Origin of the sequence: Marinoscillum luteum (assembly GCF_044005705.1) — a bacterium.
GTDB lineage: Bacteria > Bacteroidota > Bacteroidia > Cytophagales > Cyclobacteriaceae > Marinoscillum > Marinoscillum luteum.
Genome location: NZ_JBIPKE010000010.1, coordinates 14,136 through 28,317, shown reverse-complemented (window position 1 = coordinate 28,317; position 14,182 = coordinate 14,136). Strand labels below are relative to the sequence as shown.

10 protein-coding genes are annotated in these 14,182 nt (G+C 45.2%); 7 read left to right on the top strand and 3 right to left on the bottom strand.

The window, feature by feature from the left end; genetic code table 11:
- Positions 1–35: 35 nt before the first annotated feature.
- Both ACHKAR_RS02135 and rraA read right to left on the bottom strand, forming a co-directional pair.
- A complete protein-coding gene (locus ACHKAR_RS02135; protein ID WP_395415972.1) occupies positions 36–2,261 on the bottom strand; it encodes an extracellular catalytic domain type 1 short-chain-length polyhydroxyalkanoate depolymerase in 2,226 nt (741 codons plus the stop codon).
- A 251-nt stretch (positions 2,262–2,512) separates the two neighbouring features.
- Positions 2,513–2,992, bottom strand: a complete 480-nt coding sequence (gene rraA / locus ACHKAR_RS02130; protein ID WP_395415971.1) for a ribonuclease E activity regulator RraA — start codon at positions 2,990–2,992, stop codon at positions 2,513–2,515.
- Positions 2,993–3,450: 458 nt separating this feature from the next.
- Here rraA and fabG point away from each other — a divergent pair, with 458 nt between their 5' ends.
- The 7 genes from fabG to ACHKAR_RS02095 all read left to right on the top strand — a co-directional run bounded on the left by fabG (position 3,451) and on the right by ACHKAR_RS02095 (position 13,439).
- Positions 3,451–4,194 carry a 3-oxoacyl-ACP reductase FabG gene (gene fabG, locus ACHKAR_RS02125; RefSeq protein ID WP_159580338.1) on the top strand — a complete coding sequence of 248 codons (744 nt, stop codon included), beginning with the start codon at positions 3,451–3,453 and terminating at the stop codon, positions 4,192–4,194.
- 10 nt (positions 4,195–4,204) lie between these two features.
- The gene (locus ACHKAR_RS02120; protein WP_159580336.1) at positions 4,205–5,194 is read left to right on the top strand and encodes a 3-oxoacyl-ACP synthase III family protein; all 990 of its coding nucleotides are present in this window, start codon (positions 4,205–4,207) and stop codon (positions 5,192–5,194) included.
- Between the two features lie 27 nt (positions 5,195–5,221).
- Positions 5,222–6,736, top strand: coding sequence for a sodium/pantothenate symporter (locus ACHKAR_RS02115; protein WP_395415970.1), 1,515 nt, complete (start codon positions 5,222–5,224; stop codon positions 6,734–6,736).
- Positions 6,729–8,204 (top strand): class I adenylate-forming enzyme family protein, encoded by a 1,476-nt coding sequence (locus ACHKAR_RS02110; protein WP_395415969.1) that lies wholly within the window; start codon positions 6,729–6,731, stop codon positions 8,202–8,204. Before ACHKAR_RS02115 ends, ACHKAR_RS02110 begins: the two co-directional genes overlap by 8 nt.
- 95 nt (positions 8,205–8,299) lie before the next feature.
- Complete coding sequence (locus ACHKAR_RS02105; RefSeq protein ID WP_395415981.1) at positions 8,300–9,160, top strand: alpha/beta fold hydrolase; 861 nt, start codon at positions 8,300–8,302, stop codon at positions 9,158–9,160.
- 11 nt (positions 9,161–9,171) lie between these two features.
- Positions 9,172–10,596, top strand: a complete 1,425-nt coding sequence (locus ACHKAR_RS02100; RefSeq protein WP_395415968.1) for a hypothetical protein — start codon at positions 9,172–9,174, stop codon at positions 10,594–10,596.
- 392 nt (positions 10,597–10,988) lie between these two features.
- Complete coding sequence (locus tag ACHKAR_RS02095; RefSeq protein ID WP_395415967.1) at positions 10,989–13,439, top strand: TonB-dependent receptor; 2,451 nt, start codon at positions 10,989–10,991, stop codon at positions 13,437–13,439.
- Positions 13,440–13,497: 58 nt separating this feature from the next.
- Here the strand turns inward: ACHKAR_RS02095 and ACHKAR_RS02090 are convergent, their stop codons facing one another.
- Complete coding sequence (locus tag ACHKAR_RS02090; protein WP_159580326.1) at positions 13,498–14,103, bottom strand: EF-hand domain-containing protein; 606 nt, start codon at positions 14,101–14,103, stop codon at positions 13,498–13,500.
- Positions 14,104–14,182: the final 79 nt, after the last annotated feature.

Here is a 14,182-nt window from a genome sequence, read left to right as displayed (position 1 = left end):
CAGCAGCAGAGCTGCTGTCCCCGGTAAAATGGTCACTAGTGTATGATTAATTTATGTGTGAGGCGCTGATGACCAGTTTGTAATACCACAGTATAGATTCCGGGTGTCCATTCACTTAGGTGGATTCGTTCATCTATTTTGCCTGCCATGGCTTTTTGATAAATGACCTTTCCGGAAAGGGAGTAGATTTCAATGACCCCAGGTAGATCATCTAGATCAGAGGTTACATGGAGGAGTTCGGAAGCAGGGTTGGGAAACACCCTGAAGCCAACTTGATTTGATTCGGGTGTAATGCCTTCAGCAGCCAGTCGGGAGGAAGACCCCGTGCTGATGGAGACAATAAATCCAACGTCAAAAGGTGAATAGGAGATATCGTCATACCAGAGATTTCCGCCACTGTATACATTGGAATATGCATATTTGATAGAAGCATTGGTCAATTGAAAGGTATAAACCGAGTTGTTAGATACCGACACTGGTTGACTCAATGTGATGGTTTGCCATCCACTTCCTTTGCTCACGCCGGATTGTTGATAGATTGGGGTGCCGGTGGTGGTGTTACCACTAAAAATCTTCAGGGTGGATCCACTAATGGCGTAGACGAGGTTTGCTTCAATTTCGATGATCTGACCGTCGGCTATGGCCGTGAAGGACTGCCCCATATGGTGCGCATTTCCATAGGTGAATATACCCGTTCCTGTAAGTTGTTCTATAGTCACCACGGTAGCTGTTCCGCTTGTGGTAGCACTCACAGCTGAGGTATAGCCTGAGGAGCCATAGGAGTTTTGTGCCTTTACTCTGTAGTAATAGGTGCTTGATGGGGTTAACCCTGTATTTGAGTAGCTGGTGCTATTAGCGCTGAGTGTGGCGATTACCGAATAGGATGATCCGTTAGTGGAGCGTTCTACTACAAAGTTATTTTCGTCTGACGAGTTATCCTGCCACGAAAGACCAATGCTCGAAGTGGTAATGCTCGTAGTTGCAAGCCCTGATGGAGCTGCCGGAGGGTTAGAGGAGCCCCCTGATGAAGTAGTAGCACTTACGATTCCACTGCTGGCTGTATTGCTGTTGGCATCCTGCACCACAATCTTGTAATAATAGGTAGTGGAGGCAGCCAGGGCAGTATTGGAGTATGAGGTGGTATTGGGAGCCAGTGTGGCAATGGTGCTGTAAGTGCCACCAGAAGAACTGGAGCGTTTAACCAGGTAGGCACTTTCCGTCGATTCATTGTCCGTCCAGGAGAGATTAATCTGAGAAGATGAAACGGCAGTGGCTGATACGTTGGTGGGAGGAGATAGTGAGACCGGTGGAGCCCCTGTAATGCCAAAGAACTCAGCAGACCAGTAAGAAGAGAAGAAGTTGACGTCAGAAGCATACGAGCCTGTATTGCCACCCTGAGTTTCTCCGCTGCCCGGATCGATGGCAATGGCATGTCCCATACCGCTGAGACTATAGGTGACTACTACAGGGTTGCCTGAGCCATCTCTGTATTCTTTTCTGCTCACTACACTATTGCCCTGAAAGGCACCATTTTCCGCATCGGCTGTTTGATCTGTGCCGTGTACGTTGGTCCATTGCTCCATGATTTCATTTTGATTCATGTAATACACGGTGTAATCAGAAGTACCATGAAAAACGCCAACCGTAGGCCAGGGTCCGGTATGGCTGGAGGCATTTCGTACGCTGTTTCCAAGCTGAGTGGGCGTTTGGTTGACATTTCCGTACATCGCCTGAAAAGCTGAATTACTGCTGGTGGCTACTTTGTAAGGCAGGCCTGACATTACCGCTCCAGCGCTAAATACATCAGGATATGCCGCCAGCATCACGGTGGTCATGGCACCACCCGCTGAAAACCCCGTAACAAATACCCGACTGTTATCAATAGAGTAGTTGTTTTTCATGTAATCAGTCATGTTTTTGAGGGAGGCCGCCTCACCAGATCCCCGGTTGATATCACCAGTTTCAAACCAGTTGAAACATTTGGAGGAGTTATTGCCACTTTTTTGTTCGGCATAGATCAGGTGAAACTTATAGGTATCGGCCAGACTGTTCCAGTCGCTTTCGGAAGCGTATGTACTCGCTGATTGTGTACAGCCATGTAGCACCAGCACCAATGGAGCATTTGCCGGCATATTCGCTGGTGTGTACCTGTACATGCTCAGATTTCCCGGATTCGATCCAAAGTTGGAGACAAGTGAGAGCTGTGACTGGGCAGACAGGAAGAATACGCCCATCATGATGGAAAGGAATAATTTTTTCATTGGGTTGGTTTTTTGGTTAATGATTTTACCAAGTTTTCAATTTATACCCATGAAAATTATGATTTGATGAAAAAAGACAAGGTTGACTTTTCGGAAAGCCGCGCCTCATTTTCCAATCAAATGCCGATGTATTTTGAGTGATTGCAAATTGTTACTCAAAAAATGACATGTCGACTATGTGGAGTGTGTAAATGTGTTTTTGAAATTTTATCGACTGAATTGAGTGTTTTTTGTGTAAATCATAATTTGCGTCACAATAATGGCTGCTCGCTTACGATAATTCCATCTGCATCGCTGTGCACATACTGTCCGGGAGTGAAATTCACTCCAGCAAAGTTTAAGGGGATGTTAATCTGTCCTTCGTTTCTTTTGATGCTTTTCACGGGGCAGGTATTAAGTGCTTTGATTCCAATCGGCATTCGCCCAATTTGAGCACTATCCCTGATGCTCCCGTAAATGATTAACCCCGACCATTGGTTGTCTAAAGCGAGCTGAGCAAGCAAATCTCCAACCAAAGCGCACCTTGTGGAGCCACCACCATCAACACAGAGAACCTTTCCCTGGCCATTGGTTTTCAATAATTCTCTGACGAGGCTATTGTCTTCAAACAGCTTCAGAGTCACTATTTGCCCATGGAAGGACTGGACCATCCCGTAGCTATTAAAAACCGGCTCGGCACATGCCAGCGCATCGCCATGAACATCCCAAAGGTCTGAGGTGGTAAAAGTCATGATCGTTTTTTAGGTAAAATTGACGGAGAAGTATGGATAAAAGTATCTCTGGTTGGAATTTGGATGGTATGACTATTCGTATGGAACTGGACAAATCTGGCTGTTGGATAGCTCATTTTTGTCCTCATTGATACTCTATGGACGATTTTACTGATATTATTGAATTCTGGACTTTTATCCAGGTCCTTTGAAAATGTGCTAATGAGCATTCAGTCGCCTCGAATCACTGTTTTAAAAGTCGTGGCTACTTTATTGGCTATTAAGTATCTTATTAACAGTTAGATAGGTGTTTCATGTAAGTGAATATCTTCAAAAGTCCAGAGATGTTTAATGAAACTCCATTCTGGTGCAGATTTTCAAAATGGTATTTTTAGCCAATCAATTTTAAAAATTTCTAAATGGAATGGCTAAGTGATGAGTTGATCATAAGCCATTCATTAAATAACCAAGAGATATACATGAGCAAATTAAAGAATAGAGTAGCCATTATAACAGGAGGCGCCGCGGGTATTGGCCGGGCAGCAGTGGAGAAATACGTGCAGGAAGGAGCCATAGTGGTGATTTGGGATGTGAACGAGGCTGCCGGAAAGGAGTTGGCAGTGACGTTGAGCAAGGATGGTCATCAGGTGAGTTTCCGAAAGGTCAATACAGCTGATCCGGAGGAAACAGAAGCTGCAGCACAAGAGGCCATTGCGCAGTTCGGGCGGATTGATATCCTCATCAACAATGCTGGGATCACACGGGACGCGACCATTCGTAAAATGACCTTTGAGCAATGGAGCCAGGTACTGAACATTAACCTCTCCGGTGTATTTAATTGCGTGAAGGCGGTGAGCCCTTTTATGATTGAAAAGGCTTATGGGCGAATCATTAATACCTCCTCGGTGGTTGGTTTGTACGGGAATTTTGGCCAGACTAATTACGCTGCCACCAAGTCCGGAGTAATAGGTATGACCAAGACACTCGCCAAAGAGCTAGGTAAATACTCCATTACCGTCAATGCGGTTGCCCCAGGTTTTATTGCCACAGATATGGTGAAAGCAATGCCAGAAAAAGTGATAGAAATGATGACAAGTAAAACACCCCTCGGAAGGTTAGGTACCCCAGAAGACATAGCTAATGCATATGCCTTTCTAGCCTCAGAAGATGCTTCATTCATAAGCGGAGCGGTAATCAGTGTAGATGGAGCAGTAACGATTTAAGACCAGATTCATGAGAAAAGCAACAATAACCGGAATAGGCTCCTATGCCCCAGAACAGGAGATCCCCAACAGCTATTTTAACACCCTACTTGGCGAGGACGTGGACACATGGCTGAGACAAAATGTCAACATTACCACCAGAAGGTGGTGCAAAGATGATGAGTCAGTGGCTGACCTCTGTGAAGAGGCGGCTCGCCAGGCCATCAGCGAGGCAGGATTGGTGCCGGAGGACATCGATCTGGTGATATTATCTACAGACACTCCCGAGTATGTTTCTCCATCTACGGCTTCTGTTATTCAGGATAGGCTGGGATTGAAGAATGCCGGGACTTTCGATCTGAATACCGCATGTGCGGGGTTTGTGACTGCCATGGACGTAGCTGCGAAATACATTGCAGCGGATGAGCGCTACCAGCACATCCTGGTCATAGGCGGATATGCCATGAGCAAGTACCTCAATAAGCATGATAAAAAAACGGTAACGCTTTTCGCGGATGGAGCAGGAGCGGTGGTCATGTCAGCCACCACTGAGGCGGGCAAGGGCTTTCTGGCGAGTGATCTTAAAACGGAGGGTCAATACAATGGCTGGATGGGAATATATGCCGGAGCTACTCACCAGCCCGTCACCGAAACGGTCCTGAAGAATCATGACCATCAGCTCAAGTTTGTTCATAAATTTCCGAAGGAGTTGAATCCTAAGATGTGGACAGAAATGGCCCGGGATATCTGTGAGCGAATAGGGGTGGTTCCCAATGAGGTGGATCACTACTTCATCACACAGCTCAATTTCAACTCAATCAATGAGACCATGGACAATCTGGGCGTAAGTAGGGATAAGGCCCACATGGTTATGGACAAATTTGGCTACACCGGATCCGCATGTATACCCATGGCCTTGCATGATGCTCACTTGCAAGGAAAACTAAAAAAAGGCGATCTTTTGCTTTTTATAGGCTCAGGAGGTGGATTGGCGTTCGCAGCGGCAGCCATTCGTTACTAACTTGTACCTCAACCCAAAAATTGATCAATGAATAACCTGGCTTCTTCAGAACAGATCTTTGCAACCTGGATCGTAGTGATTCTTTACATGCTCGTCATCCTCTTTTTTGTGATCAGGGGAGCTTTGAAGGTCAAGAGCATGAGTGATTATGCGATCGGCAGCATTAGTTTTTCACCCCTGGCAGTGGGATTGGCCCTGGCTGCCTCTATGACCAGCGCTGCCACTTTCATTATCAATCCCGGATTTATAGCACTGTATGGATTAAGTGGCGTCTTGTCCTTCGGGATTGTGATGCCACTGGCTATCTTTTGTTCACTGATTTTACTGACCAAGAAATTCAGAAAATCCGGGAGCCACGTGAAAGCACTTACCATGGCACAGTGGATAGGCAAAATGTATCAAAGTCAGAACTACGCCATTTTCTTTGCCTTCATCTCGCTGCTTCTGGTCACTTTCATTGTGCTCATCTGTGTAGGGTTAACTCAGGTACTCGCCAGCACCCTCAATGTCGAACCGGTGATAGTACTGCTATCGGTGATAGTGTTCGTGTTTGGTTATATGATGTTTGGGGGAGCCAACTCCATGGTGTATACCAATGCCATACAGGCCACTCTGATGTTGGTAGTGGCCGTGATATTGCTCTTTTCAGGGATGGAATATTTTCAAAATGGGATGGGGGGTTTTGTGAAAAAGCTGGAGTCCATAGGGCCTCACTATGCCAGCCTGACGAATCCTGACAGCTTTCTTTTCAGAGACTTTTTCGAAATCATATTTTGCCAGGCCGTGATCGGTATTGCTATTGTATGTCAGCCTCATATTATCACCAAGTCGCTGTTACTTAAGGATGAAAAGGATGTCAATAGGTACCTGATTGTCGGTATATTGGTGTTGTTGGTCTTTTTTCAGGTGGTGTTTGTTGGCCTTTTCGCCAGACTTCATTTTCCGGATCTCACGGTCAATGGCATGCCCATCCCCATGGATGGTATTGTTTCCGCTTATGTGGTTAGTGAGTTTTCTGTCTACGTGACCATTTTGGTAGTGCTGGGGCTGATCTCAGCCGGGCTGTCCACATTGGAGGGGCTCATTCAGTCGCTGAGTGCCACACTTACAGCGGATTTGTTCAACCCTCTGTTTGGTAAAATATATGATCCCGTCAAAAGGGACAAGCAGGAGATTCTGGTCAATAAGCTCATGATTGTGTTTTTGGCCATTATCAGCTTTGTGCTCTCTTATCAGCAGTTGAAATCGCCCAATCTCAGTGTGGGGATTTTTGCACAGAATGGCGTATACGCCTACTTTTCATCGGCATTTGTTCCTGTTCTGTTTGGGATGTTTCTCAAAGACGTAAGATTGAAAACCGTTTTTACATCCTCTATTGTGGCCTTTCTGGTTCATTTCACAGTGTATTATGGTCGCTTTTTACCTTATATGAAGGAGACCGTCAACAACCCTGCAATTGCCAGTACAGCCGCTTTGATCGTTTCACTGATTGTTGGGTTATCTATGCATCTTTATCTAAAACCTTCTCAAAATCATGTATAGAAAGGATTGGGCATCGAAATGGGCAGAATACACACCCAACAAGGTGGCAGTGAAAGAATACCGACCTGCCAGGAGCCTAACCTATCAGGAGCTGAATAATCAGGCTAATTCGCTCGCTCATTATTTAGTGCATGACCTGAAGGTAGGAAAGGGAGAGCGCTTAATGGTGCTGGCTGAGCATAGCATTGAGTACGTGGCGTTGTTTTCCATGACTCAAAAAACCGGTATAACACTGGTTCCGGTCAACTTTAGACTCTCAGTGAGTGAAATTGACTATCTCATTTCGGATAGTGAGCCGAGGTTTTTGATTGCGGAGCGAAAGTTTGAAGACCTGGTATCCTCCTTAAAGTCCAACATAGAAGTGCTATGGCTGGATGATCTGTTTTCTCAACTGAACAATTCTGAGTACCAAAGATTTGAGGCAGTGGAGCTGGAGGAGGATCACCCGGCGTTTATTCTGTATACCTCGGGTTCTACGGGTTTCCCGAAAGGAGCTATCTACTCTCACAAAATGCTCCTCTGGAATAGCCTCAACACGAGCCAAAGTCTGGAAATCACTCCTTCCGACCTCACAATCAATTGTATGCCTCCTTTTCATACGGGGGGATGGAATGTCCTGGTGACACCAATGCTACATCGTGGAGCGACCATAGGGCTCATGAATAAGTTTGATCCTGATTTTTTACTGGAGTTGATGGAGCAGGAAAAATCCAACCTCTTCATGGGCGTACCTACCATGCTCAAGATGATGGCTGACAGTGAAAGGTTCAAATCGGTGAGTTTGGATGCCATGCGATACTTCATAGTGGGTGGAGAAGCCTTGCCGCTTGAGGTGATTGATACCTGGCATCGAAAAGGTGTGAAAATCCGACAGGGTTATGGACTGACAGAGGTGGGGCCGAATCTAACCTCCCTCCATCAGGATGATGCAGAGCAGAAGATCGGTTCGATAGGGAAGCCCAATTTCTATGTGGAATATAAGATAGTGGATGAGCAGGGACGCAGAGTTGAACCTAATGAAGTAGGAGAGTTTTGTCTGAAAGGACCAATGGTCACCCCAGGCTACTGGAGAAATGAGGAAGCCAGTCAAAAGGCGATTGTGGAAGGGTGGTTCCATACCGGTGATCTGGTGAAGGAGGATAATGATGGTTACTTGTACGTGGTGGATCGCAAGAAGTGTATGTTCATTTCCGGTGGTGAGAATGTCTATCCAGCAGAGATTGAGCGGGTGTTGAGAGCGGTGTATGGTGTGGATGAAGCGGCAGTGATAGGAGTGAAGGATGCCAAATGGGGTGAAGTGGGAAAAGCTTTTGTGACGATGAAACCAGGCTGCTCATTTTCTGAGTCGTTGCTGAGGGAACATTGTGCCAATCACCTGGCCAAATTTAAGGTACCCAGACATTTTGAGGTGTTGGACGAGTTGCCCAAAAATGGAAGCGGAAAAATAGATCGAAAAAATTTAGCCTAGCAATTATGTGTCAGTTTAGAAAAATACTAGCCATTTGTTTTACCGTGATACTGCCCTTTTTGACACATGGGCAAAACTCCACTAATGTGAGCGAAATGATAGCTACCTACAAGTACCCCGTGCAGTATCTGTCGATCAATTGGGAGACAGAAGTTGCTTATATTGATGAGGGACAAGGAGATCAAACCTTAGTGTTTATACATGGTTTGGCTACCTATATCCCGTCATGGTATCCTATGGTAGATCATTTTCGGAGCCAATACCGATGTGTCGCCATTGATCTGCCGGGGTATGGCCGATCCTCCAAAGGTGATTATCCGGCCACCATGAGCTATTATGCCGGAGTGGTTGGTCAGTTGATCGACTCACTTGGGTTGGAAGATGTGGTACTGGTAGGGCACAGTATGGGCGCACAGGTAGCCGTGACCACCGTGTTGGATTTTCCGAATCAGTTTGAAAAGCTCATTCTTTTGGCACCGGCTGGTTTCGAGACATTCAGCCCTGAGCATGCCAGTCTTCTGAAAGCGACAGCTGTCACGGAAACTTTTCTGAACGCCACTGAGGCGCAGATTCGCGCCAGCTGGGCGCTGAACTTCTATCAAATGCCCGAATCGGTGGAGTTCATGATCCAGGACAGGATCAATATGATGGAGGCCAGTGACTTTGAGCGCTATTGCCAATCTGTAGCGAGAGGTGTGCATGGGATGCTGAATCAACCCATTGCTGATCGATTAGGAGAGATCAGGCAGAAAACATTGGTGGTATATGGGGAGGAAGATGCCCTCATTCCCAATCGCTACCTGAACCCCGACCTGACCACTAAAAAGGTGGCGGAATCCGGTGCTTCAAAAATTCCCAAGGTGGTACTCAAGTATGTTCCGGCATGCGGTCATTTTATATCTTTTGATAAACCTGCCGAGATTAACGAAATTGTGGATAGTTTTCTGACCAACTAGCCAACAACCCATTGAAGACCAAACTCAAGAAATTCACGGCCTTTGCTGCGGAGATTCTGCCTCACGAGGCAGACTACCTCACCAGTATTCAGCAGTTTGAAGATGCCGAGAAAGAGGAAATTCTGAAGCGCGTGAGTGCCAATGCTCACGGCCAGCAGAATAAGATGCCCTTTAATACCAAAATTGACAAGCGCAAATACTCCAGCCTGATGGATTGGATCCAGAAGCGCCTGGATAACATTGATGTTGATAGCTACTTCGAATGGGTCAATGACATGGACCGCAAGGTTATTACCGATGCCATTAGTCATGAGGAGGAAAAGGTCCTTTTGAAGCGAATCAAAAATTACGAGCACCCGGTTCATAACTTCATGAAATTTTACGAATTGGTGCAGAATTACCGGCATTATCTGCTCATTCGCCTCAGACACAAGGACTATCAGGAGGTCAATGATTTCATAGAGAAATATAAGGCTGACTATGATTACTCCAAGGAGGTAAATCAAAAGCTACATCAGGCGACAGTGGATATTATCGAGCAGTTTAACCTCAAAAAGGGGGACTCCAAACAGTGGGAAGACTGGCTGCTTTCGTTATTCAGAAATGAAAATCTGGATGGGTTCAATCGTTACATGGCGGTAGTTCGGCTTACTTTCCTTTATTTCAATAGTCGGGAGTTTGAAAAACTGAAAGAGGTCTACGACAGGTTGGACGAGCTGCTGGCTAGAGGCATTTTTTATACTCGCAGGATCTTGTATAACTACTATGCCAACCGGCTGATGCTTCACTCCAAGTTTGATGTACTGCAGCAGGCTGAAGAATACGGTTACCTGTCTATCCGTCAGAAGAACGCTGATCATGTGCAGTACCTGAGTAATTTCAGCTCCATTCTCATTCGTAGGGGTAAAATAGAAGAGGCGCTGAATCTATTGAAAGAGTCCTTCTCGGAAGTTCAGAAGTCCTCCAATTTTTACCATAAGATTGGCTTCATCTCTTTCTATATCAAATGCCTCAATCTTAACAATCAACCGCAGCGCGGAGAGATGTTGGCGGATAGTTTCCTGAGGATCTACAAAGATGAGATTCTCAAGGAGCGTTGGTACTCTTTTTTTACGGCTTATATCCAGGGCCTGATCAAGCAGGAAAAATATGATAAGATCCTGCAGGTGTTCAAGCGCTATAATCTTATTGCCAAAGACGAAGAGGACAGTAACAAATCTATTTATCTACCCACCATCCGATGGTATTATGAGATCGCCCTGCTCAAGGTAGGTCGCCTGGAAGCCAAGGAATTGGTTGAATCTATCGTAGATTTCTCCCAAGAGCATGTGGCCAATCCACACAAATCCTTTATTCTCAATCAGGTATTGTCCGAACTCGAATCCTACATCCCGAGGACGGTTATCATGGCCAGAACCCGGCTATATCAGAAGTAATTAAAATTCAACTTCTTGATTCCCGACTTATTTTAATCGCTTTTAGTGGAGATACTCACCAAACATCTTCGGGAAGTGTTTAATCAAATTGTATCATTACGGTGCTGGTTATTTTTTCCATTGGAGAAGGATTCTATGACCGCAGGTCATAAAAGATTCATTCAAACTGGCAAGTTCTATAAATAACCCGATTCGGGGCTTTTTTGGTATTTGGAAAGTCAGGGTATGTTTTTATGATCGTATATTGTTGATATATAGTGATTTATGTGAATTTACTGGTTTTTGCGCACCAAAAGTCATTACCTTTTATAATTACGATATTCACATTCTTGTTGGGCACTTTTCTATGTTTATTGAACAGGATTTAATCAAACAACCTAAAAACTTAAAAAATGAAAAAAACTTATACCATCTTAATCGCAAGTCTTTTCTTCTTGTGTTTTGAGTCATTCGCCCAAAATGTCGTGAGCGGAAAGGTGATCGACGCAAAATCAGGAGAGGCCTTAATAGGGGCGTCGGCTATATTGAGCGGCACGTCTAAGGGAGCGACTACCAATGTCGACGGATCATTTGAAATATCAGGGGTGGCCGATGGCTCATATATCATTAAGGTATCCTTTGTAGGATATGAGGAGCTTTCACGGTCAGTGAACGTGTCAGGTGCTGATGTTGACCTGGGGAGCATTGGTCTGGCTGAGTCTATTTTCTCATTCGATCAGGTGGTGATCTCCGGATCCCGCCAACCAGAGAAGATCACACAGACACCAGCTACCATAGAGATTATTTCCAGTAAAAGCCTTGATGAGCTACCTTCTTTTAATCCAGGAGAACTACTCTCTAGGATGAAAGGGGTCGACTATTTGAGAGCCGGAGTAGTGGGAACGGGGATTAATATCCGTGGTTTCAATAGTAACTTCAATTCCAAGAACCTGCAGGTAAACGATGGTCGATTCTCCACGCTTATCGCCACAGGATTACCTATGGGACCTCTCACCACTCAGATCAAGGAGGATATTGAGCAGGTAGAGGTGATCTTGGGTCCAAATGCAGCACTTTATGGACCCAATGCTCACAATGGATTAGTACATACCATCACTAAGGATCCCAGGTCCTCTGCGGGTACCACCGTGGCGTTGGGTGTTGGGAACCAGAGCATGCTCTCTGCCAGGGTGCGACATGCTCAGGTGCTCAATGATAAGCTGTCATTCAAGGTAAGTGGTGAGTATACCAAAGCGGAAGAGTTTGAATTTATGGACTCAGTATACATAGACAGAAACGCCGATGGTGTGAAAGAAGGATATGAAGAGTACAAGCTTGATAATGACATTGAATTTCTGAGAGCAGAGGCAGCTCTTTACTATAGCGTCACTGATAATTCGGACCTTATTTTTAGCTGGGGCGGGAGTAACAGTACCTACCTGTCTCCAACCAACGTAGGACGAAATCAGATCAAGGATTGGAAGATGAATTACTTTCACCTGAGATATGTCTCGGACAAGTTCTTTGCGCAGGTTTACAACACCACCAGCTCTACTGAAGATACCTACGCTATTGATCAGCGTACCAAAAATTACTACGCAGCTATAGATGGAGGAGCCACTGAAGCCGAAGCGGAGAAAAGCTCACTGGGTAATGGGGCCACCTTTGCCGATGACTCCAAAAGATGGAATGCTGAAGTGCAGTATCATGATACTTTTGGCAAAGCCAAAGTGGTAGTGGGCTCACAGTGGCAAAGGGATAATGCGAATAGTAACGGCACCTACTTGCTCGATAATGGTGGAAAAGATCCAATCATCATCAATCAGATAGGAGTATACGGGCAGCTGGATTATCAGTTTACAGAAGCTTTCAAAGCCGTGGCTGCTTTCCGTGGAGATAATCATGAAGTATACGGTTTCAACTTTATTCCCAAGGCAGGTCTGGTATACAGCGCCGGAAATGGAGCCTTTAGACTTACTTATGGTAAAGGGATAGCTACTCCAACTATTTTGAACATGTATGGTGATCTGTTTGCAGGGCTTATTCTTGGAAATGCGGAAGGATTCACCCTGACTGATGGCTCAAAAGTGGATAAGCAAACTGTGGAGAAGATCCAGACTTTCGAGATTGGTTACAAAGGTGAGCTGGTACCGCAGCGATTCTTTTTGGATGCCAATGCTTACTACAACATCTCTGAGGACTTCCTGTCACCAGCCACAGTGGTGGGTGTAGCTACTCATCGTGGAGATACGCCTATGAGTGAGGTACAGAGTGGTTATGGAGCCTACGGTGGCCTGGTAGCGTCTTATGTCAATTTTGGTCGGGTAGATACCTACGGGTTTGATATCGGAACCAACGTATACCTTAATGACAAGATCAACTGGACATTCAACTATTCCTATTTCGACTATAGTGTGGATGAAGATGACCTTGAAAACAATGACTTCAACAAGGACGGTGTAGTGAATAAACTGGACATCCTCGTCAACGCACCGAAGCATAAGTTTGGAACCGGACTTTACTTCAGAGGTGATAAACTTTTTGGAAATGTATATATGAGATGGGTACAGGAGTATGACTACTTCTCCAGCTACCAGATTGCTGCCAAAACCCAGGATTTGAATTGGAGGGGTACTCCGATCAGGGAGAATGCCAGAAGCACAGATACATGGAACTATGGTCCGCTGGGAGGTTTTGTCAATGTAGACCTGGGATTGGGATATAAAATCAATGATATCTTCCAGGTAGCTGGTCAGGTGACCAACCTGTTCGATTCAGAATTCAGGGAATTCACAGCAGCACCATTTACCGGCAGGCTGTATTCCATAGAAGTAAAAGCTAAACTTCCGGCTGTCAAAAAGTAAATATTTCTTATCAATTGATTGAGGAAAAAGACCGCCAGATTGGTGGTCTTTTTTTTGGTTAATACTGAACTTTCACGCTTTGGAAATGGGAGGAGCCAAGCTCACCAAATAGTTTATTGCCGAGCGCATCAGGATCGTTACTCTTGAAAAAATCCATAGCCGCATGCACCAGCTCATCAGTACTGATAAATCCATCACCATTTAAGTCCATGGCTTTGAAGCACTGATTGGCAAAGCGAACTTCCACCCGGAAGGACACAAAAATGCTCATAAACTCAAGACGGGAGATGAGCTGATCTTTGTTTTTATCAAATACACTCTGCAGGCGGTTGACAATCAATGTGATGTTTTGATCCAATACCTCGTCATCTGCCCCAAAGAAGAAGTTTTCCATAAATTCAATCCACTGTTTGGAGTCAATGTTTTGGAGGTTTGGCTGCTGAAAGTAGGCCTGAATAAAGCCCCAAATCATATTGCCTTCTTCCCGTAGCAGGTTGTCATGGTCATCATCTTCAATGATCCCTGTGAAAATGGCTACATTGTCTGCAATGCTTTGAAAATCGGATTTTTGTAGGAGACCATTGTGATCAAAGTCAATGATGCGAAAGAGGTGTTCCAGTTTCCTGATTTGTAATTCTTGGAGCATAGCGTTGTTTACAGGCATGAAGTAACCACTTTTTGGGCAATGAATCAATACTATCCTTTCAAAATACCATAAAAGGGGGAGCCGGAGGGGTCTTGAA

Excerpts from the sequence above, each read along its gene's own strand:
- ACHKAR_RS02120 (WP_159580336.1), top strand. The coding sequence starts at position 4,205 with ATGAGAAAAGCAACAATAACCGGAATAGGCTCCTATGCCCCAGAACAG.
- ACHKAR_RS02135 (WP_395415972.1), bottom strand. The coding sequence starts at position 2,261 with ATGAAAAAATTATTCCTTTCCATCATGATGGGCGTATTCTTCCTGTCT.
- ACHKAR_RS02115 (WP_395415970.1), top strand. The coding sequence starts at position 5,222 with ATGAATAACCTGGCTTCTTCAGAACAGATCTTTGCAACCTGGATCGTA.
- ACHKAR_RS02110 (WP_395415969.1), top strand. The coding sequence starts at position 6,729 with ATGTATAGAAAGGATTGGGCATCGAAATGGGCAGAATACACACCCAAC.
- rraA (WP_395415971.1), bottom strand. The coding sequence starts at position 2,992 with ATGACTTTTACCACCTCAGACCTTTGGGATGTTCATGGCGATGCGCTG.
- fabG (WP_159580338.1), top strand. The coding sequence starts at position 3,451 with ATGAGCAAATTAAAGAATAGAGTAGCCATTATAACAGGAGGCGCCGCG.
- ACHKAR_RS02090 (WP_159580326.1), bottom strand. The coding sequence starts at position 14,103 with ATGCCTGTAAACAACGCTATGCTCCAAGAATTACAAATCAGGAAACTG.
- ACHKAR_RS02105 (WP_395415981.1), top strand. The coding sequence starts at position 8,300 with ATGATAGCTACCTACAAGTACCCCGTGCAGTATCTGTCGATCAATTGG.
- ACHKAR_RS02095 (WP_395415967.1), top strand. The coding sequence starts at position 10,989 with ATGAAAAAAACTTATACCATCTTAATCGCAAGTCTTTTCTTCTTGTGT.